The organism is Burkholderia sp. Bp9012 (assembly GCF_003853825.1).
GTDB classification, from domain to species: Bacteria; Pseudomonadota; Gammaproteobacteria; order Burkholderiales; family Burkholderiaceae; genus Burkholderia; species Burkholderia diffusa.
The window spans coordinates 74,185-95,601 of record NZ_QTQA01000015.1; the positions used below are offsets into that span (position 1 = coordinate 74,185).

Below are 21,417 nucleotides of genomic sequence, written 5' to 3' on the forward strand. Positions count from 1 at the left end.
TGCGCTCGTTCCAGGGCAGCCGGCGCCGAGGCGGTGGGGGTGCCGGTCCGGATCACGCGGCTCACATAGCAAAACGCCACCATGAATCAGCCAAAAATCAAAAGAGATCCTGAAGGTACCCGCCGCCGCATCCTGATGGCGGCAGCCGAAGAGTTCGCGAGTGGAGGGCTGTTCGGCGCGCGCGTCGACCAGATCGCGCGCCGGGCCGAAACCAACGAGCGCATGCTCTATTACTATTTCGGCAGCAAGGAGCAGTTGTTTACGGCCGTGCTCGAACACGCGTTCTCCGCGCTGACCGAGGCCGAGCGCGTGCTCGATCTCGACGGCGTCGCGCCCGTCGAGGCCGTGACAAGGCTCGCGCATTTCGTGTGGGATTACTACCGCGATCATCCGGAGCTGCTGCGGCTCATCAACAATGAGAACCTGCACGAAGCGCGCTACCTGCACAAGTCGACGCGAATCCGCGAGATGATGTCGCCGATCGTCGCGAAGCTCGGCAACGTGCTGATGCGCGGCCAGAAGGCCGGGCTGTTCCGCAGCGACGTCGATCCGCTGCGCTTCTACGTGACGCTGTCGGGGCTCGGCTACTACATCGTGTCGAACCGTTTCACGCTGGCCGCGACACTCGGCCGCGACTTCAGCGAAGCCGACGAGCGCGCGGAGATGGTCAGGATGAACACCGAGGTGCTGCTCGCGTACCTGTTGCGACGCTGAGCCCGCGCGCCGATGAGCGGCTCACCGTTGGCCGCCGGATAAAAAAACGCCGCCGTGCGCAAGCAACGGCGGCGTTTTTGCGTCGGAACGCGGCGCGTCAGGCGGCCTTGCGCGCGCGGACGGTTTTGGCGCGTGTGCCGCCCGCGCGTTTCGCGGCCGGTGCGGCCTTCGCGGTTGCCGTCTTGGCGGGCGCAACCGTGACGGCCGGCGCCTTCGCGCGCGCGCGCTTCGGAGCGGTTGCGCGCACCGTCACCTCGGGTTGCGGCTTGCCGGCCGGCACGGCGGTGAGCGTCGTCGCTGCCGGTGCTTCGACGGGCACCTTGGTCGCGCCGTTCTTCGGTTCCGGCGCATGCTCGCGGATGAAATCGCGCAGCTGCGGGTAAATGATCGTGCGCCAGCGGCGGCCCGAGAAGATCCCGTAGTGACCGCACTTCTCGGCGGTCAGGCTGCGGCGATCGTCTTGCGGGATGCCCGTGCACAGCTCGTGCGCGACGTGCGTCTGGCCGCTGCCCGAGATGTCGTCGAGTTCGCCCTCGATCGTCATCAGCGCGGTGTGCTTGATGTCCTGCGGACGCACGCGCTCGCCTTCGACATCCCACGTGCCTTCCGCGAGCCGGAATTCCTGGAACACGACGCGGATCGTCTCGAGGTAATACTCGGCCGCCATGTCGAGCACCGCGTTGTACTCGTCGTAGAAGCGGCGGTGTGCCTCGGCATCATCCTCGTCGCCGCGCAGCAGGCTCTGGTAGAAGTCCCAGTGCGACTGCGCGTGACGTTCCGGATTCATCGCGACGAAGCCCGTGTGCTGCAGGAAGCCCGGGTACACCTGGCGGCCTTCGCCCGGATAGTTCGCGGGCACCGTGTGGATCACGTTGTTCTCGAACCACGCGGTCGAGTGCTGCGTCGCGAGCGAATTGACCGACGTCGGGCTGCGGCGCGCGTCGATCGGGCCGCCCATCATCGTCATCGTGAGCGGCGTGTCCTCGCCGCGGCTCGCCATCAGCGAGATTGCCGCGAGCACCGGCACGGTCGGCTGGCACACGGAAATCACGTGCAGGTTGCGCGCGCCGATGTGGCGGATGAATTCCTGGATGTACGCGATGTAGTCGTGCAGGTGGAACGGGCCGACCTCGACCGGCACCATCCGCGCGTCGATCCAGTCGGTGATGTACACCTTGTGATCCTGCAGCAGCGTGCGCACGGTGTCGCGCAGCAGCGTCGAGTGGTGGCCCGACAACGGCGCGCAGACCAGCACGACCGGCTCGTCCTTCAACTGCGTGACGGCATCTGCGTCGTCCGAATAGCGTTTGAAGCGCAGCAGCCGGCAGAACGGCTTCTCGACGATCGTCTGCTCAACGATCGGGATGTTGTGGCCGTCCTTGACGATCTGATGAATGTTGAATTCGGGCTTCTCGTAATCCTTGCCGAGCCGGTACATGAGCTCGTACGCGGCGGCCATCCGCGTTGCGCCGGGCATCAGCGAGAACGGGCTGGACGGATTGGCGAACGACTTGGATGCGGCCTGGGCCCAGGCCGTGAGCGGGCTCAACATCGCCCGCTGGAATTCGTGCAGTTGGTAAAGCATGCAGACTACTCCCGCGTGGGGGACGGTGCGCAAGGGCGGCGTGGGGCGTCGCGGCGTGCCGTGTGGGTCGGCGACCGGCCATGTTGCAGTGCGGCCGGACAATCGAATCGATCATATCGGACAACGATGGGTGGTGCAATGCAACATTTCCCCGATTTTTCATCAAACTGTTGCGAATTGACGATCTCTGAAGAAGCCGTTCCGCCCCCGGTCAGCGCCCGGTCAGCGCCCGGTCGCCACGGCCGGCGCGGGCTGGCCGGCCGCGCGCGCCATGGCGTCCTCGTGGTGCATCAGGTTCATCGCGGTGTGCACCAGCGCAACGTGCGAGAACGCCTGCGGGAAGTTGCCGACGAGCCGGCCCTCGACCGGGTCGTATTCCTCGGCGAGCAGCCCGAGGTCGTTGGACAGCGCGAGCAGCCGGCTGAAGAGCCGGTGCGCGTCGTCGATCCGGCCGAGCAGCGCGTAGTTGTCGACCAGCCAGAAACTGCAAGCGAGAAACGTGCCTTCGCCGGGCGGCAGGCCGTCGTCGTACTCCGTCGTTCGGTAGCGCATCACGAGGCCGTCGTGCAGCAATTCCCGCTCGATCGCGTCGACCGTGCCGACGATGCGCGGGTCCTCCGGCGGCAGGAAGCCGAGCAGCGGCATCAGCAGCACGCTCGCGTCGAGCTCGTCGCTGCCATAGCTCTGCGTAAACGCCCGTTTGCCTTCGTGCCATGCGTTGTCGCAGACGTCGGCGTGGATCCGGTCGCGCAGTGCGCGCCAGCGGTCGAGCGACGCGGGCAACCGGAACATCTCCGCCGACTTGATCGCGCGGTCGAACGCGACCCACGCCATCACCTTCGAGAACGTGAAATGGCGGCGGCCGCCGCGCGTTTCCCAGATGCCCTCGTCGGGCTCCTGCCAGATCTTCTCGAGATGATCGAGCAGCGAACACTGGACGGACCACACCGTGTCGTCGGCCTGCAGGCCGCCCACGCGCGCGAGGTGCAGCGCGGCCATCACTTCGCCGAACACGTCGAGCTGGAGCTGGTTCGCCGCGCCGTTGCCGACGCGCACCGGTTTCGAGTCCTGGTAGCCGGGTAGCCAGTCGAGCTCGATTTCCGGCAGCCGGCGCTCACCCGCGATCCCGTACATGATCTGGATTTGCTCGGGCGAGCCGGCCATCACGCGGCCGAGCCACGTGCGCCAGGCGCGCGCCTCGTCGTAGTAGCCGCCGCGCATCAGCGCGAGCAGCGTGATCGTCGCGTCGCGCAGCCAGCAGTAGCGGTAGTCCCAGTTGCGGTTGCCGCCGATCTTCTCCGGCAGCGACGTGGTGGGCGCCGCGACGATCCCGCCGGTCGGCTCGTACGCGAGCGCCTTCAGCGTGATCAGCGAGCGGCGCACGGCGGCCGCGTAGCGACCCTGCACCTGGCAGCGGCCCGACCATTCGAGCCAGTAGTTCTCGGTGCGGGCGAGCATCGACAGCGGATCGCGCGCGGGCGGCAACCGCAGGTGCGACGCCGCGTAGCTGAGCGAAAACGGCACGCGTTCGTCGGCGCTCACCGTGAATTCCGCGAGCGTATGGAGGTTCTTGCCCGTGAGCGGCACGGGCGTGCGCAGCACGACGGTATCGGGGCCGGCGATCGCCTTCATGCCGTCCTCGCGCGTCAGTTGCGTGACCCACGGGACGGAGAAACCGTAGTCGAAGCGCAACACCAGTTCCATGCGCATCTTCATCGTGCCGTGGCGGCCGACGACGATCCGCACCAGTTCGGACCAGCCGTTGCCGGGCGGCATGAAGTCGATCACGGTGACGGCGCCGTCGGCGCTTTCGTAGTCGGTTTCGAGGATCAGCGTATCGCCGCGATAGCGGCGCGTCGTGTGCGTGATCGCGGCGTCGGCGGCCGGCGCGAGCAGCCAGCGGCCGTGCTCGGGCGTGCCGACCAGCGCCGCGAAACAGGCGCCCGAATCGAAGCGGGGCCAGCACAGCCAGTCGACGGAGCCGTCTTTCGAGATCAGCGCGGCGGTGTGGCCGTCGCCGACGAGGGCGTAGTCTTCGATCAGGGCGGGCATGGGCAAGCGGTCCTTGGATATTCGAGTTCACTATGCAGGCTGCGGCGCCCGGGCTTCACGCGCCGGCGTCGCGCCCCGTATACTCGGCTCGGCGGCGGAGCGCATGAACGGCCGGCGTTTCGTCCTATCTCAACACTTGAAGCGACTCGATGCAAGGAGGATTCAATGCCCAGCCGTTTACGCGAGCGTGACGCACGCGCTTCGACACGAGGGTTCCCGCTTAGGCTCGCTCACTGGATGAAAGGTTTCGCGATCGTGCTGTCCTTGTCCGCAACCCAGGCCTTCGCTCAACAATCGCCGGCGCCGGCCGACGGCGTCTACAACCTGCTGGTGGGCACCTATACGGGGCACGGCAGCGACGGGATCTACGTATACCGCTTCGATACGAAAACGGGCAGCGTCGCGCCCGTGTCGTCGGCGAAGACCGTGAACCCGTCGTACCTGTTGCCTAGCCGCGACGGTCGCACCGTCTACGCGGTCAATGAACTGCCCGGCGACAGCGGGCCGGCCACGCAGCGCGGCGGCATCAGCGCGTTCAGCTTCGATCCGAAGACAGGCGCCCTCACGTTCGTCGACCGCGTGTCGTCGGAAGGGAACGATCCCTGCTATCTCGCGCTGTCGCCGGACGGCAAGTACCTCGTCACGGCCAACTACTCGGTCGCGGCCGATCCGGGCGGCAGTTTCGCCGTGTTCCCGGTCCGCGACGGCGGTGCGGTCGGCCCGGCCGTGCTGACGGTGCATCATGAAGGCACGGGGCCCGTGAAGGGGCGCCAGGACGGCGCGCACGTGCACTCGACGGTGTTCTCGCCCGACGGCCGTTACCTGTTCGTGCAGGATCTCGGCGCGGACAAGATCTACGGCTACCGCTACACGGTGGATGGCAGCCGCGGGCTGATCAGCCCGACCGACACGCGCTACACGCCGGTGAAGGCCGGCTCGGGCCCGCGTCACATGGTGTTCAGTGACGACGGCCGGTTCGCGTACGTGACGAGCGAACTCAACGCAGCGGTCGAGGTGTTCGGCTACCACGACGGCAAGCTCACGTCGGTCGAGACGCTGCCGATGACGGTGCCGGGCTTCAAGGGCAAGGTCGGCGGCGGTGCGATCCACCTGTCGCCGGACGGCCGCTTCCTGTACGCGAGCAACCGGGGCGACGTGAACGACATCGTGATCTACGCGGTGAACAAGGCCGACGGCCGGCTGAAGACCGTCGGCCGCCAGTCGAGCCTCGGCAAGACGCCGCGCGAATTCCTGATCGATCCGACCGGCAAGTGGCTGATCGTCGGCAACCAGGACAGCGAGACGTTCTACGTATTCAGTCGCGACGTCGAAACGGGGCAGCTCGGCCCGAATCCGCAGAAGGTGGCGGTCGGCAGCCCGGTCGACTTCAAGCTGGTGCCGGTGGCGCAATAAATGCAGAAAGGGCGCTGCCTCGGCAGCGCCCTTTTTCGTTCGGGCGGCCGCTTGCGCGGGGTGCCCGTATCGGTCGTCGTCGGCCGCGCGGCCGCCGTGCTCAGTCGGCCGCGGCTGGCACGAGCACCTCGCGGCTGCCGTTGATGCCCATCGGTGACACGAGTCCGGCCGCTTCCATCTGCTCGACGAGTCGCGCGGCGCGGTTGTAGCCGATGCGCAACTGGCGCTGCACCGACGAGATCGACGCGCGCCGCGTGCGCACGACGAACGCGACCGCTTCGTCGTACAGCGGATCGGCTTCCGCATCCGGCGCGTCGCCGAACAGGTCCTGCGTCGCGCCGTCGGCCGCCGGGCCGTCGAGAATCCCTTCCTCGTACTGCGGCTCGCCGAACTGCTTCAGGTATTCGACGACCCGGTGCACTTCCTCGTCTGCGACGAACGCGCCGTGCACGCGCTGCGGGTAGCCCGTGCCCGGCGGCAGGAACAGCATGTCGCCCTGGCCGAGCAGCGATTCGGCGCCCATCTGGTCGAGGATCGTGCGCGAGTCGATCTTCGACGACACCTGGAACGCGACGCGCGTCGGGATGTTCGCCTTGATGAGGCCGGTGATCACGTCGACGGACGGGCGCTGCGTCGCGAGGATCAGGTGGATGCCGGCCGCACGCGCCTTCTGCGCGAGGCGGGCGATCAACTCCTCGATCTTCTTGCCGGCGACCATCATCAGGTCGGCCAGCTCGTCGATCACGACGACGATCAGCGGCAGCTTCGACAGCGGCTCGGGATCCTCGGGCGTCAGCGAGAACGGGTTGCCGATCTTCTTTTCCTTCGCCTCCGCGTCGCGGATCTTCTGGTTGAAGCCCGCGAGGTTGCGCACGCCGACGGCCGACATCAGGCGGTAGCGCTTCTCCATTTCACCGACGCACCAGTTCAGCGCGTTCGCCGCGAGCTTCATGTCGGTGACGACCGGCGCCAGCAGGTGCGGGATGCCTTCGTAGACCGACAGCTCGAGCATCTTCGGGTCGATCATGATGAGCCGCACGTCCTCGGGCGTCGCCTTGTACAGCAGCGACAGGATCATCGCGTTGATCGCGACCGACTTGCCCGAACCCGTCGTGCCGGCGACCAGCATGTGCGGCGCCTTCGCGAGATCGGTGACGACCGGATGGCCGGTGATGTCCTTGCCCATCGCGATCGTCAACTGCGATGCCGAATGCTGGTACTGGCGCGATTCGAGGATTTCCGACAGGCGGATCATCTGGCGTTTCGCGTTCGGCAGCTCAAGGCCCATGCAGGTCTTGCCGGGAATCGTCTCGACGACGCGGATCGACGTGAGGCCGAGGCCGCGCGACAGGTCCTTCATCAGGCCGACGATCTGGCTGCCGCGCACGCCGAGTGCGGGTTCGATCTCGAAGCGCGTGATCACCGGGCCCGCCGATGCGCCGACCACGGTCACCGGCACCTTGAACTCCTGCAGGCGTTGCTCGATGACCTGGGCGGTCTGCGCGAGGTGTTCCTCGGTGATCGTTTCGACGTCGTCGGAGGCAGGCTCAAGCAGGTCGAGCGTCGGCAGTTCGACGTTGAACGATGCGGGTGCGTGGAATTCGAACGCGTTCGGGCGCGGCTGGCGCGCGGGTGCGGCCGATGCGTCCGGGGCCGGGACGCTCGATTCCGCCGGAGCCGGCGGCACGGTGGTCCCGGAAAGCGTTGCGTCCGGAGGCGGTGCGGTCGTGACGGCCGGGATGGCGGTGCCGGTTGCCGCAGGCGTCGCGCCGGTGCCGGGCATGGACCAGCTCGCCGATGCAGCCGCGGGAGCCAGCGGAGTGGTGAACGACTGGGCCTGCGGCGCCGGTGCGGACGCGATGGCGTGCGCCGGTGTCGCCGTGTCGATGGATTCGCCCGGTGCGGAGAAGGTTGGCATTGCCGACACAGACGCCGTCGCGGAAGTCGGGGACGCGGCCGATGCCGTCGCGGCGGTGGTCGTGGCGAAGGAGGCCGGCGCGCTACCCGACGCCGCAGGCACGCCGCCGAACGCGGCGGGCGCAGCGGCACCGATCGTGCTCGTTTGGGCGAGCGCGCCGGAAGACGGCGCCGGGACGACCGACGGGGAAGGCGCGATGCCGGGTGCTGAGTGCGCTGCTCCGGCCGGCACGGCCTGCGTACCGGTCGACCAAGCGTCAGGCGTGCGGCTCGTCGGTGCTGCCGAAGGCGTTGCCGATGCGATCGACGTTGCGGTTGATGCGCTGCCGGACGGGGCGGTAGACGCGATCGCAGGCGACACCTGCGTGCTTTGCGCCGGCTGCAATCCGGTTGCGCTGAAGGACATGCCGGTCGATGCGGGTGCCGTCGCGGCTGCCACGATCGGCGCGGTCGCGGACGGCTGCGACGTGGCCGGACCGGAAGCATTCATCGCGGGCGTCAGGGCAGACGCCGCCGCCATGCCTGGAACGGCCGCAGAAGGTTGTGTCACGGTCACACCGTGGGCTCCGGTCGCAGCCGTCGGAGCAGACGTCGCCGCGGGTGCGGGCGGCTGCGCGGTGGGAAGGGCGGCGGCACCGGTCGAAGGCGTGTGGGCGGGTGTCGTCGGTGCGGGTGCCGGCGTGACCGTGGCCGATGCCGCGCCCGTGGTACCGAGCGCCGATGCTGCCGCTGCCGGCACGTGACCGCTGGAACCGTATGCGATCCCCGTGGCGCCCGCCGGCGCGGACGGCTCAGCCGATGCAACGGGCGCGGCCGATGCGGGCGGTTGCGACGGTGACCAGGAGGCCGTGCTCGTCATGCCGGACAACGAAGGCGTAGCGGCGGCAGGTGTGCTGTTCGACGTGTTCGCGAGTGCCGGTGCAGCAGAGCCCGGCGCGGTGCCGACGCGCGACGACGCGGCAGTTGACGAAATCGTCTGCGCAGCAGAGGGGGATTCAGCGGACAACGGCGTCAACCACGATGCGGACGCAGGTTCCGCGATCGCGGATGTCGACGCCGCCGGTGCGGGTGGCATGGCGCGTTGCGTGTCGGCAGGCGATGGTGCGGTTTCTCCAGCGTGCCTTGCTGCTGCATGCCAGGCCGTTCCCGTCACGCCGCCTGCGGATGCGGCGTTCGACGTGTCCGAGGCTGCCGGCGTCGCTGCCGCGACGGGCATTGCATCGGCAAGCGGCCACGTGGGCGTTGCCGCGAGCGACGAAGCGGGGAGGGGAGCGGTCGGCGCGACCTGCGGGGCAGATTTCACGACGTCCCGAGCTGCTTGCGTGTCCTGTTTCGTATCGACCGATACGGCGGTATCGGCCGGCGGCGTGGATTGCGACTGGATCTGACCGACCGTCCCTGCGGCCGTTGCCGCTTCCTTCGCATCGGCGGTGCGGCCCATGTCGCTTGCCGTGCACGTAGCGGCGGCCGGATGCGTATTGACAGATTCGCTCGTCTCCGCCGGCTCGTCCGCGCCGGACAGCGGCGCGGCAATCAGGTTTTCATGCGATGTGCCGAGTCCGGAAACCGGCGCGCTGACGATGTCTTCCCACGGTGCAAAGTCGATCGGGAAATCGAGTGCCGGCGCGGCTGGCGCATCGGCGTCCGCCTGACGCGTCGGTGCATCGGTCTCGACGCCGGGATCCGGTGCGGCATGCCGCGCAGTTTCACCGAAGGCCGGAATGCTCGTACCAACATCGACAACGGGCATGCGCACGCTCGGCTCGGCCGGCATGAATGCATCGAGCACGATTGGTGCGTCGTCGTATGCCGGCGCGGCTTCGCGCGAAAGGCCTGCGTCGCGGGGCGCGGCCTGATGCGCGCCCGCAATGATCCCGGCGGGTATGGCCGTCGATGCCGATGCCGATGCCGACGCCGTGACGCTCCCTGCCGCCGCAACCGCGCCGGCCAAGGTCGTCGCGGCGGCCGTCGCCGGCGCCGCATCGGGCGTCCGCACATCGTCCAGCGTCGCCCATTGCGCGGTGCTGGCCTCGATCGAGCGCAGCGTGTCGTGAACGCTCGGCGCCGGCGTGATCGGCTCCGCGGGCTGCTGCACCCATGCGTAGAGCGGTGCGCGCGCGGGGACCGGTGCCGCGGGGCGGCGCCGTGTCGCGTCGGGCGACGGGCCGGCGGCGCCTGCGCCCGCCACTGGGCGTGCGGGCGTGCGCGGCGGCGTCGCGGCGGCCGGGCGCGGCGTGACCACGGTGCGCGGCGCGGCCGGCTGCTTCGATGCGGCCGCGGCTGGTCGCGCGGTGGTCGGTTGCGGCCGAACGGGCTCGAACCCGGCCGGAAGCGGGGCCGGATTCGGGCGCGGCACCTGTGCGTTCGCGGCGGCCCGCGCGAGGCTGGCGGTGCTGCCGGTCGTCGGCGGCGGCATGGCGTTCGTCGTGCCCGGTGCGGGCGGCGGGGGCATGCGATGGGCCGATGTCGGCTTCAGCCAGCCCGACGGCGCGACCGGCTCGGTGAGCGGACGCGGCGCTGCGTTGCCGCGCGGCTTCGGCCGGGCTTGCGGATCGGGTTTCCACAACGTTGGGCGCGAATAGCGGCCATTCTGGCGCGGCGCCATCGAGTTGACGGTGTGTGCGGTGGTCGGCTGCACGATGTCGTCGTCGCGATGCAGCGCGCTGCGCGGCAGGTCGGCGACGCCGCGCACGTCGTCGTCGACGTCGCGCGCGAGCTTGACGCCGAAAGACGTGTCGACCCACGCGGCGAACTGCCGCCAGCCGATGCCGGTCAGCCACGGCAGGCCCGCGAAGAACAGCACGACCATCGCGACCGGCGTGCCGATCGGGCCGAGCACATGCGCGAAGCCGTTCGAGAGAGCGTGGCCGAGCGCGTTCGTGTCGGGGCCCGACAGCGGGCTCGTCAGCGCGCAGCTCGCGATGAACACGGCCGCGAAGCCGAGCCACAGGCGAATCGAGCCGCGGCCGGCGAGTCCGCCGCCGCCGGGCAGCATCGCCTGAACGAGACGCCAGATGAGAAGGAGGAACCAGACGGCGGAGATGCCGAACCAGCCGAAGACAACCGTGTGCATGCTTTGATGAAACAGGAAGAGGGTGGGGAGCGCGGTGCGCGACCCGCCGAGTTTAACCGGCCGGCGAACAGGACTCTAAGGCAGCATGAAGGCGTCGAAGCGCTTCCAGGCCGCGGGACGCGTGCGTCCGGGATTCGCGCGTGACGAAGGCGGCCGGTCGGCCTTCGCCCGCGCGCGGCATCAGGGGCTCCGGCGCGTGAAGGTCAGCGTTGCGCCGGCTTCGGTCACGATCTGCAGCTGCTGCGGCTCGCGCATCTGCACGCCGGTCTTCTCGATGTGCGCGAGCGCATCGAGGTACGCGTGTTCGAGCTGGCCGCCGAGTGTGTTCGTGCATGCCATGCGCGTGCCGGCCAGCGGCCCGAAGCTGAGCAGACCGTTCTTCAGCGCATAGGTGCCCATGTAGCGGTTGCAGCCGGAAAAGCCGCTGGCACGCCGGACGCCCGATTCGGTGGACAGCGCGAGCTTGATCGGCTCGCCGTTGTCGCCGTGCGGAATCGTGCGCGGCGTGCCGTCGGCGTTCACCCAGCTCGTGAGCTCCCAGCTCGTGTCGTCGAGCAGCTGGACGGCGGCGGGGTTGTACGGGTCGGGTGCGGGGGCGGCGGAATCGGGGTGGGTCGGCATCGCGCAGGCGGCGAGAAGCGTGGCAAGCGTCAACGCGCAGAGCGGCGCGCGCAACGGGCGAAGCAGGCCGGTGCGTGCGCGTGCGGCGGCGGACAGGTGGGACATGAGCCTCGTTCCTCATCGGATTCTGATCAAGCCGTAAGAGTAACGCACCCGCCCCGCGCGAGGCGAGCCGACACTTCGCGCGCGAAAACGTTCGCATCCCACCCGTGGGCCTCGCGCGGCGGGGCGGCGAAACGACGAAACCGGCCGGACCGGCGCGGGTGCGCGTGTTAACATCGAAGCCGTTTTCGTCCTCCAACAGAACCAGCGGGAAATCACATGCAGATCGGTCAGCGGCTCGGTACGCCGCTTTCACCCTCGGCCACGCGCGTCATGCTGCTCGGCGCGGGCGAACTCGGCAAGGAAGTCATCATCGCGTTGCAGCGTCTCGGCGTCGAAGTCGTCGCGGTCGACCGCTATCCGGACGCGCCGGGCCACCAGGTCGCGCATCGCGCGCACGTGATCGACATGACCGACGCCGCCGCGCTGCGCGCGGTCGTCGAGGCCGAGCGTCCGCACCTGATCGTGCCGGAGATCGAGGCGATCGCGACCGACGCGCTCGCCGCGATCGAGGCCGCCGGCCTGGCCGAGGTGATCCCCACCGCGCGCGCGACGCAGCTCACGATGAACCGCGAAGGCATCCGCCGACTCGCGGCCGAGGAGCTCGGGCTCGCGACGTCGCCGTACGCTTTCGCGGATTCGTTCGACGCATTCAGCGCGGCCGTCGCGAAGATCGGCATGCCGTGCGTCGTGAAGCCCGTGATGTCGTCGTCGGGCAAGGGGCAGTCGGTCGTGCGGACCGAAGCCGACGTGAAGCCCGCGTGGGATTACGCGATGGCGGGCGGCCGCGTGAACCACGGCCGCGTGATCGTCGAGGGCTTCATCGATTTCGAATACGAGATCACGCAGCTGACCGTGCGCGCGATCGATCCGGCGACGCTCGAGACGCGCACCTACTTTTGCGAGCCGGTCGGGCACGTGCAGGTCGCGGGCGATTACGTCGAATCGTGGCAGCCGCAGCCGATGAGCGCCGTCGCACTGGAAAAGTCGCGCGAGATCGCGCACAAGGTGACCGAGGCGCTTGGCGGGCGCGGATTGTTCGGCGTCGAGCTGTTCGTGCGCGGCGACCAAGTCTGGTTCTCCGAGGTGAGCCCGCGGCCGCATGACACCGGCCTCGTGACGCTCGCGTCGCAGCGCCAGTCGGAATTCGAACTGCACGCGCGCGCGATTCTCGGGCTGCCGGTCGATCCGACGCTCGGCTCGCCGGCCGCGTCGGCGGTGATCTACGGCGGGCTCGACGAACGCGGCATCGCGTTCGAGGGCGTGCGCGACGCGCTGGCCGTGCCGGGCGCCGACCTGCGCCTGTTCGGCAAACCGGAGAGCTTCGCGAAGCGGCGCATGGGCGTCGCCCTCGCGACCGGCGCGACCGTCGACGAAGCCCGTGAACGCGCGAAGCGCGCCGCGGCGGCCGTGCGGCCCGTGTCGGCGCGCTGACCAGACGAGGAGCGCGCGATGGCGTCGACATGGCGGGGGATCGGACGTATCGGCAAGGTGGGCGTCGCGCTGGCGCTGGTCGCGAGCCTCGCGGGGTGCGGCCTCGCGGCCGCGCCGTGCCGGGTCGTGTCGGCCGGGCTGAAGATCGTGCCAGTCGTCGGCCATGTCGCGGCCGCGCCGACCGACGCGTGCGCCGACGTCATCGATCCCTGACCGACGAACGCGCAACCCATAACCAACGATAACCGCGCGCCCCGTGAGGGCGTGCTTACACCCGTCTCGTGAGAGGACCTGCATGATTCGCCAAGCCTTCGCCGCGCTCGCGCTCGCCGGCACCGCCGTTTCCGTCGCGCATGCCGCGCAACTGACCGTCGAGGAGATCGACGCCGATTCGCGCCAGCAGGCGTTCTATCAATGCGCGGACCAGAAGCAGCCGGTGCGGGTGTCGTACTGGCGCGCGGGCAACGGCCAGAGCTTCGCGCTGGTGCCGGTCAACGGGCAGCAGCTGCTGTTCGTCGATACCGTTTCGGCGTCTGGCGTGCGCTACCAGGCCGGACGCTATACGTGGTGGACGAAGGGCAAGGAAGGGACGCTGCGCGACGAGATCGCAGACCAGAATGCGGCACCGCTGCTGGGCGACTGCGTGCAGGTCGAGAAGAAGAAAAAGAAGAAGAGCTGAGCGCCGCGCGCGATCGGATACGCCGTGTGGGTGTGCCGATTACCGCGATCGATGCGGGCAGCCGGGTTCGGCCTCGAGCCGGACCGCGGGGCAGGCGGCGCTCGGGTTCGTCGACCGCTTGCCGACTTCCCGAACCACACGCCGCAATTCGGCCCCTATTTTTCCCATCGGCCGATCGGGATAGCCCGGTCGCTTGATGCATCCGCCCGCGCCCGGCCTGCCGGAACTCGCCGCGAACCGCCACCGTGGACGTTCGCGGCGTTGTCACGGACAGATTGCCGCGCAGTGCTACAATACGGCCCTTTCCGCCGGCATTCGCGCCGAACGGAGTCCGCACGGCCTGTGGCGCCCGATGTTCGAAATGAACCGGTCCCAAGCGCCAGAGCGGCGCCGCGCGGCGCGCCGCGGCTCCGTCTACTTCCGAAATGTGATGAGCGCAGGCCCGGCCGGCCTGACGCACGATGTCCCCGCCGCGCCTTTTGAGCGAAACGCCACCATGTCCGATTCTGTCGCTAAGCCAGCCGACGCAACCTTCGATCAATTCGGCCTTGCCGCCGATATCCTGAAAGCCATTGCGGAGCAGGGTTATACGACGCCGACGCCGATCCAGGCGCAGGCCATTCCGGTCGTGCTCGCCGGCCGCGACGTCATGGGCGCCGCGCAAACGGGTACCGGCAAGACCGCGAGTTTCTCGCTGCCGATCCTCCAGCGGCTGCTGCCGCAGGCCAACACGAGCGCATCGCCCGCGCGCCACCCGGTGCGCGCGCTGATCCTCACGCCGACCCGCGAGCTCGCCGATCAGGTCGCCGCGAACGTGCATGCGTACGGGAAGCACACGCCGCTGCGCAGCGCGGTCGTGTTCGGCGGCGTCGACATGAACCCGCAGATGGCCGAGCTGCGCCGCGGCGTCGAGATCCTGATCGCGACGCCCGGCCGCCTGCTCGACCACGTGCAGCAGAAGACGGCAAACCTCGGGCAGGTGCAGATGCTCGTGCTCGACGAGGCCGACCGGATGCTCGACATGGGCTTCCTGCCGGATCTGCAGCGCATCCTGAACCTGCTGCCGAAGGAGCGTCAGACACTGCTGTTCTCGGCCACTTTCTCGCCGGAAATCAAGAAGCTCGCGTCGACCTACCTGCGCAACCCGCAGACGATCGAGGTCGCGCGCAGCAACTCGACCAACGCGAACGTCACGCAGATCGTCTACGACGTCGCCGAAGGCGACAAGCAGGCCGCCGTCGTGCAGCTGCTGCGCGATCGCGGGCTCAAGCAGGTGATCGTGTTCTGCAACAGCAAGATTGGCGCAAGCCGGCTGGCCCGCAACCTCGAGCGCGACGGCGTGGTTGCGTCGGCGATCCACGGCGACAAGACACAGATCGAGCGGATGCAGGCCCTCGACGCGTTCAAGCGCGGCGAAATCGAGGCGCTGGTCGCGACCGACGTGGCCGCGCGCGGTCTCGACATCGCCGAACTGCCGGCCGTGATCAACTTCGACCTGCCGTTCAACGCGGAAGACTACGTGCACCGGATCGGCCGCACGGGCCGCGCGGGCGCGACGGGCGATGCGCTGTCGCTGTGCAGCCCGAACGAGCGCAAGCAGCTCGCCGATATCGAGAAGCTGATCAAGCGTCCGCTCGACGTGCAGACGCTCGCGATCGACAAGCCGGCGCGCCATCGTCACGACGAGCGTGGCGGCGATCGCGGGGGGGAGCGCAGTGGCGAACGCGGCGGCGAACGCGGCGGCCGCCGCGAGCGCGACGAGCATCGCGGTGCGTCGGGGCGTCGTTCGGGCGGGTCCGAGCGTGGCGGCCATCATCGTCGTCACGAGGCGCCGATCGACGATTTCTTCCTGAAGCCGTACGAACCGTCGGCGCCGGCGACACAGCCGGAAGAGACGAAGTCCGGGCAGCAGCCCGAGAAGAAGGGGCCGAAGCGTCAGGTCGCCGCGCTGCTCGGCGGCTTCGGAATGCCGCGCAAGCCGTCTGCGTAAGCGGGCGGTTCAGGCGGTCGGTGCGGCGCGCGAGCGCTGCCGCGGAAACGGGTGCATGCGATGAGCATGTGCCCGTTTTTCATTGGGCGAGACGATTCGTGACGAGGCCGTAGAGAGGAGGGGTGACTTGTCGCGCGGGCAGCGGGGCTTCGGTGCAGGGTCGTCAGCGCGCGTCTGGTCTCCGGTCGATTCAGCGCCGACGAATTCCGGGACCTGGTCGATACGAACCGGGATCCTGCGCGCGACTCAGCCGGCGCGTGGCCCGAAGCGACGCGCCCACGCATCGGTCGCGGCCGCGTAGAACGCATCCATCGTGCCGCCCGACGGATCGCCATCGGCGGCAAGGCCGAGATGCGCGGCGGCGGCCCGCAGCGCCGGCAGCGGATCGTCGCGCTCGAGCGCGATCGCGCCCGTCTGCTTGCTGAGCTTTTCGCCGTTCGCATCGACGACGACGGGGACGTGCAGGTAGGCGGGCGTCGGCACGCCGAGACAGCGCTGCAGGTAGATCTGGCGCGCGGTCGAATCGAGCAGGTCGGCGCCGCGCACGACGTGGGTGATGCCCGCGTCGGCATCGTCGACCACGACCGCGAGCTGATACGCCCATTGACCGTCCGCGCGCTTCAGCACGAAGTCGCCGACTTCGGTCGCGAGGTTCTGCGCTTGCGTGCGCTGCCAGCGGTCGTCGAACGTGACGATCGCATCGTCACCGTCCGGCACGCGCAGCCGCCATGCACGCGCGGGCTTGCCGTGCAGGCCGGTGCGGCAGGTGCCTGGGTACGCGAGGGTGGTGTGGCGCTCGTGCGCGGCACGCAGCGAATCGGCGATTTCCTTGCGTGTGCAGCCGCACGGATAGACGAGACCCGCGGCGACGAGCCGTTCGAGCGCGGCTGCATAATCGGCATCGCGCGTGCTTTGCCACACGGGCGGCTCGTCGGGGGTCATGCCGAAATGCGCGAGCGTTGCAAGGATGTCGTCCGCAGCGCCGGGCACCGTGCGCGGGCCGTCGATGTCCTCGATGCGCACGAGCCACGCGCCGCCGTGCGCGCGCGCGTCGAGCCAGCTCGCGAGCGCACCGACCAGCGAGCCGAAATGCAGCGGGCCGGTGGGCGACGGCGCGAAGCGGCCGCGGTAGCCGTTCATCGGGGCGCGGAGCGACGCGCGCTTACGCGGCGCTGGCTGCCTGCGCGCAGGCCGGGCACGACTGGCCAGCCACGTAGCTCGGCGATTGCTGGGCTTCCGGCGTGACGACCGCGCGGCACGCGAAGCACGTGACGTTTTCGGTCGGCTGCAGTTGCGGGTTCAGCGCGGTGCGGTAGTCGAACACGAAGCAGTCGCCGTGATAGTGCGCGCCGCCGACTTCCTCGAAATACTTCAGGATCCCGCCCTCGAGCTGGTACACGTTCTCGATGCCGATTTCCTTCATGTGGATCGCTGCCTTCTCGCAGCGGATGCCGCCCGTGCAGAACGACACGACCGTCTTGCCCTCGAGATCGGCGCGGTTCGCGTCGATCACTTCCGGGAACTCGCTGAACTTGTCGATCCGGTAGTCGAGCGCGTCGTCGAACGTGCCGACGTCGACTTCGAACGCGTTGCGCGTGTCGAGCATCACGACCGGGCGGCCGGCATCGTCGTGGCCGCGGTCGAGCCACGCCTTCAGCGTGCGCGCGTCGACCGACGGCGCGCGGCCGAGCTCCGGCTTGATCGCGGGCTTCTTCATCGTGATGATCTCGCGCTTCAGGCGTACGAGCATCCGGCGGAACGGCTGCGAGTCGGACAGGCTCTCCTTGAACTGCAGCGTCGCAAACTTGCCTTCGAACAGCGGATCGTGGCGGATGTAGTCGATAAACGCGTCGGTCGCTTCGCGCGGGCCGGCGACGAACAGGTTGATGCCTTCCGGCGCGAGCAGGATCGTACCGCGCAGGCCGAGTTCGTTGCAGCGGGCGGTGACGAGCGGGCGCCATTGCTCGGTCGCGTCGAGTGACACGAAGTGGTAGGCGGCAAGGTTGACGATGGTCATGATGGTCCGACGGGAAAACGGCCGCGGCCGTGCGGCGGGCGCACGGCGGCCCCGCAAAAAAGGGTGCGAAGCCGGGGCGATGATTCGAAAACCCGTATTATCCCGCAAACTGCGCATGCACCGGCACCTGACCATTCGGCCGACGTCGCGCGCATCGGCCGAACGGCCGGGCGTGGGGATTTTTTGGGCAGCCGGCGCGACGACGCGGCTACAATATCGCCCATGTCAGATCCCCGCTTCGTCCATCTTCGCGTTCACTCCGAATTCTCGATTGCCGACGGCATCGTGCGTCTCGACGACATCGTCAAGGCGGCAGCCGCGGACGGTCAGGGCGCGCTCGCCCTCACCGATCTCGGCAACGCATTCGGCCTCGTCCGTTTCTACCAGGAAGCCCGCGGCAAGGGCATCAAGCCGATCGCCGGCTGCGACGTCTGGATCAGCAATCCGGACGATCGCGACAAACCGTCGCGCCTGTTGCTGCTGGTGAAGGACAAGGTCGGCTACCTGAACCTGTGCGAACTGCTCTCGAAGGCGTGGCTCACGAACCAGTATCGCGGCCGCGCGGAGCTTGATGCGAGCTGGCTCGACGGCGAGCTCTCGCACGGGCTGCTCGCGCTGTCGGGTGCGCAGCAGGGCGATATCGGGCTAGCGTTCGCGGCCGGTAACGAGGAAGCCGCGCGCCGGCATGCGGAGCGCTGGGCGAAGGTGTTCCCGGGCGGCTTCTACATCGAACTGCAGCGTTACGGCCAGCCGGGCGCCGAGGCGTACATCCAGCAGGCTGCGACGCTCGCCGCGTCGCTGAAGCTGCCGGTCGTCGCGACGCATCCGACGCAGTTCATGACCGATGACGACTTCACCGCGCACGAAGCGCGCGTGTGCATCTCGGAAGGCGACATGCTCGCGAATCCGCGACGCCAGAAGCGCTTCACGACCGATCAGTATTTCCGCACGCAGGACGACATGGTCGCGTTGTTCGCTGACTTGCCGTCGGCGGTCGCGAACACGGTCGAGATCGCGAAGCGCTGCAACCTGAAGCTCGAGCTCGGCAAGCCGAAGCTGCCGCTGTTTCCGACGCCGGACGGCATGTCGCTCGACGACTACCTGGTCCAGCTGTCGAAGGAAGGGCTCGAGAAGCGCCTCGAACAGCTGTATCCGGATGCGGCGGAGCGCGAAGCGCAGCGCGAGACGTACTACAAGCGGCTCGAGTTCGAGTGCGGGACCATCACGAAGATGGGCTTCCCGGGCTACTTCCTGATCGTTGCGGACTTCATCAACTGGGCGAAGAACAACGGTGTGCCGGTCGGCCCGGGCCGCGGCTCGGGCGCCGGTTCGCTGGTCGCGTACGCGCTCGGCATCACCGATCTGGACCCGCTGCGTTACAACCTGCTGTTCGAGCGATTCCTGAATCCGGAGCGCGTGTCGATGCCCGACTTCGACATCGACTTCTGCCAGCACGGCCGCGATCGCGTGATCCAGTACGTGAAGGAAAAATACGGCGCGGACGCCGTGTCGCAGATCGCCACCTTCGGCACGATGGCCGCAAAGGCTGCCGTGCGCGACATCGGCCGCGTGCTCGACCTCGGCTACATGTTCACCGACGGCGTCGCGAAGCTGATCCCGTTCAAGCCCGGCAAGCACGTGACCATCGCCGACGCGATGAAGGAAGAGCCGCAACTGCAGGAGCGCTACGACCACGAGGACGAAGTGCACCAGCTGCTCGACCTCGCGCAGCGCGTCGAGGGCCTGACGCGTAACGTCGGGATGCACGCGGGCGGCGTGCTGATCGCGCCGGGCAAGCTGACCGATTTCTGCCCGCTGTACACGCAGGGCGACGACGGCGGCGTCGTCAGCCAGTACGACAAGGACGACGTCGAAGCCGTCGGCCTCGTGAAGTTCGACTTTCTGGGCCTCACGACGCTGACGATTCTCGACTGGGCCGAGCGCTACATCCGCCGTCTCGATGCGTCGAAGGCCGACTGGTCGCTCGCGCAGGTGCCGCTCGACGATCCGGCATCATTCCAGATCCTGAAGAAGGCCAACACGGTTGCCGTGTTCCAGCTGGAAAGCCGCGGGATGCAGGGCATGCTGAAGGACGCGCAGCCCGACCGTTTCGAGGACATCATCGCGCTCGTGTCGTTGTACCGTCCGGGCCCGATGGACCTGATCCCGAGCTTCTGCGCACGGAAGCACGGCCGCGAGAAGGTCGACTATCCGGATCCGCGCGTCGAACCCGTCCTGAAAGAGACCTACGGCATCATGGTCTATCAGGAGCAGGTGATGCAGATGGCGCAGATCATCGGCGGCTACTCGCTCGGTGGCGCCGACCTGCTGCGTCGCGCGATGGGCAAGAAGAAGCCCGAGGAGATGGCCAAGCACCGCGAGATCTTCGCCGAGGGTGCGGCGAAGAACGGCCTCACGCGCGAGAAGTCCGACGAGATCTTCGACCTGATGGAGAAGTTCGCGGGCTACGGCTTCAACAAGTCGCACGCGGCGGCCTACGCGCTGCTCGCGTATTACACCGCGTGGCTGAAGGCGCACCATCCGGCCGAATTCATGGCGGCCAACATGACGCTCGCGATGGACGACACCGACAAGGTGAAGATCCTGTTCGACGACTGCGTCGTGAACAACCTCACCGTGCTGCCGCCGGACATCAACCAGTCGCATTACCGGTTCGAGCCCGTCGCGGAAGCCGACGGCAAGCGTTCGCGCACGATCCGCTACGGTCTCGGCGCGGTGAAGGGCAGCGGCCAGAACGCGATCGAGGAGATCCTGCGCGCGCGCGAGGAAAAGCCGTTCACCGACCTGTTCGATTTCTGCGAGCGGATCGACCGGCGGGTCGTCAACCGCCGCACGGTCGAGGCGCTGATCCGTGCCGGCGCGTTCGATTCGCTGAACGCCAATCGCGCGCAGATGCTCGCGTCGGTGCCGCTCGCGATGGAAGCGGCCGACCAGGCCGCGGCGAACGCGATGCAGGCCGGCCTGTTCGACATGGGGGCCGAGTCGCCGCACGCGCATGCGCTCGTCGACGAACCCGCGTGGGACGACAAGCGCCGCCTGCAGGAAGAAAAGGGCGCGCTCGGCTTCTATCTGTCCGGGCACCTGTTCGATGCGTATCGCGACGAAGTGCGCCGGTTCGTGCGGCAGAAGGTCGGCGACCTGAAGGAAGGGCGCGACAAGCTCGTCGCGGGCATCATCGCATCGCTGCGCACGCAGATGACCCAGCGCGGCAAGATGCTGATCGCGTTGCTCGACGACGGTTCGGGCCAGTGCGAGATCACGATCTTCAACGAGCAATTCGAGGCGAACAAGGCGCTGTTCAAGGAGGACGAACTGCTGATCGTGCAGGGGCAGGCGCGCAACGACGCGTTCACCGGCGGCATCCGTTTCACGGCCGACACGGTGATGGATCTCGAGCGCGCGCGCAGCCGCTACGCGCAGGCGGTGCGTCTCACGATGAACGGCAATGCGGATGCGGCGGCGCTGCGCCGCGTGCTCGAGCCGCACGTGTCGAAGGACGATCCGGCGGCCGCGCAGGCGGTCGAGGCGCCCGCGCCGCGTGGTGGCGGACGCGATGGCGGCCGTCGCCCGCAGGCGCCGCTGCCGAACGGGCTCGCGGTCCAGGTTCACTACAGCAACGCGCGCGCGCAGGGTGAAATGCGTCTCGGCGACGCGTGGCGCGTCAAACCCAGCGACACGCTGCTCTCGGAGTTGCGTGCGACGTTCGACGGCAGCATCGTCGAAATCACGTACTGAGCGCCCCCCGCCGGACGGCCGTCGCCTGCATGGCCCGTCGCATCGCCATCGTGCGGTGCGGCGG

At 68.5% G+C, this 21,417-nt stretch carries 13 protein-coding genes; 7 read left to right on the forward strand and 6 right to left on the reverse strand.

The window, feature by feature from the left end:
* Positions 1 to 81: 81 nt before the first annotated feature.
* Positions 82 to 714 (forward strand): TetR family transcriptional regulator, encoded by a 633-nt coding sequence (locus DIE11_RS20980; RefSeq protein ID WP_041490613.1) that lies wholly within the window; start codon positions 82 to 84, stop codon positions 712 to 714.
* Between the two features lie 97 nt (positions 715 to 811).
* Here DIE11_RS20980 and DIE11_RS20985 read toward each other — a convergent pair whose 3' ends face one another.
* Together DIE11_RS20985 and DIE11_RS20995 are read right to left on the reverse strand one after the other, a co-directional pair.
* Positions 812 to 2,299: a polyhydroxyalkanoate depolymerase gene (locus tag DIE11_RS20985; protein ID WP_124626793.1), complete on the reverse strand. Its 1,488-nt coding sequence runs from the start codon at positions 2,297 to 2,299 to the stop codon at positions 812 to 814.
* Between the two features lie 222 nt (positions 2,300 to 2,521).
* Positions 2,522 to 4,351, reverse strand: coding sequence for a glycoside hydrolase family 15 protein (locus tag DIE11_RS20995; protein ID WP_059600372.1), 1,830 nt, complete (start codon positions 4,349 to 4,351; stop codon positions 2,522 to 2,524).
* Positions 4,352 to 4,516: 165 nt separating this feature from the next.
* Between DIE11_RS20995 and DIE11_RS21005 the strand changes: the two genes are divergently transcribed.
* Positions 4,517 to 5,764, forward strand: coding sequence for a lactonase family protein (locus DIE11_RS21005; protein WP_124626795.1), 1,248 nt, complete (start codon positions 4,517 to 4,519; stop codon positions 5,762 to 5,764).
* Between the two features lie 100 nt (positions 5,765 to 5,864).
* Here the strand turns inward: DIE11_RS21005 and DIE11_RS36990 are convergent, their stop codons facing one another.
* Entirely contained in the window at positions 5,865 to 10,754 is a 4,890-nt protein-coding gene (locus DIE11_RS36990; protein WP_124626797.1) for a DNA translocase FtsK, read from the reverse strand.
* 180 nt (positions 10,755 to 10,934) lie between these two features.
* The gene (locus DIE11_RS21015; RefSeq protein ID WP_059600375.1) at positions 10,935 to 11,480 is read right to left on the reverse strand and encodes an META domain-containing protein; all 546 of its coding nucleotides are present in this window, start codon (positions 11,478 to 11,480) and stop codon (positions 10,935 to 10,937) included.
* A 216-nt stretch (positions 11,481 to 11,696) separates the two neighbouring features.
* Here DIE11_RS21015 and purT point away from each other — a divergent pair, with 216 nt between their 5' ends.
* The 4 genes from purT (at position 11,697) to DIE11_RS21040 (ending at position 15,580) form a co-directional block, all read left to right on the forward strand.
* Positions 11,697 to 12,911: a formate-dependent phosphoribosylglycinamide formyltransferase gene (purT, locus tag DIE11_RS21020; protein WP_124626799.1), complete on the forward strand. Its 1,215-nt coding sequence runs from the start codon at positions 11,697 to 11,699 to the stop codon at positions 12,909 to 12,911.
* An 18-nt stretch (positions 12,912 to 12,929) separates the two neighbouring features.
* Positions 12,930 to 13,124 carry a DUF6726 family protein gene (locus DIE11_RS21025; protein WP_059600377.1) on the forward strand — a complete coding sequence of 65 codons (195 nt, stop codon included), beginning with the start codon at positions 12,930 to 12,932 and terminating at the stop codon, positions 13,122 to 13,124.
* An 82-nt stretch (positions 13,125 to 13,206) separates the two neighbouring features.
* Positions 13,207 to 13,590 carry an MliC family protein gene (locus tag DIE11_RS21030; RefSeq protein ID WP_124626801.1) on the forward strand — a complete coding sequence of 128 codons (384 nt, stop codon included), beginning with the start codon at positions 13,207 to 13,209 and terminating at the stop codon, positions 13,588 to 13,590.
* Between the two features lie 430 nt (positions 13,591 to 14,020).
* Positions 14,021 to 15,580: a DEAD/DEAH box helicase gene (locus DIE11_RS21040; protein WP_059600454.1), complete on the forward strand. Its 1,560-nt coding sequence runs from the start codon at positions 14,021 to 14,023 to the stop codon at positions 15,578 to 15,580.
* A 246-nt stretch (positions 15,581 to 15,826) separates the two neighbouring features.
* Here DIE11_RS21040 and gluQRS read toward each other — a convergent pair whose 3' ends face one another.
* Positions 15,827 to 16,720 carry a tRNA glutamyl-Q(34) synthetase GluQRS gene (gene gluQRS, locus DIE11_RS21045; RefSeq protein ID WP_124626803.1) on the reverse strand — a complete coding sequence of 298 codons (894 nt, stop codon included), beginning with the start codon at positions 16,718 to 16,720 and terminating at the stop codon, positions 15,827 to 15,829.
* Positions 16,721 to 16,742: 22 nt separating this feature from the next.
* Positions 16,743 to 17,597 carry a sulfurtransferase gene (locus tag DIE11_RS21050; protein ID WP_124626805.1) on the reverse strand — a complete coding sequence of 285 codons (855 nt, stop codon included), beginning with the start codon at positions 17,595 to 17,597 and terminating at the stop codon, positions 16,743 to 16,745.
* Positions 17,598 to 17,819: 222 nt separating this feature from the next.
* On the opposite strand from DIE11_RS21050, the gene dnaE reads away from it, so the two are divergent.
* Positions 17,820 to 21,353, forward strand: a complete 3,534-nt coding sequence (gene dnaE, locus DIE11_RS21055; RefSeq protein WP_124626807.1) for a DNA polymerase III subunit alpha — start codon at positions 17,820 to 17,822, stop codon at positions 21,351 to 21,353.
* The last annotated feature ends 64 nt before the right edge of the window (positions 21,354 to 21,417 follow it).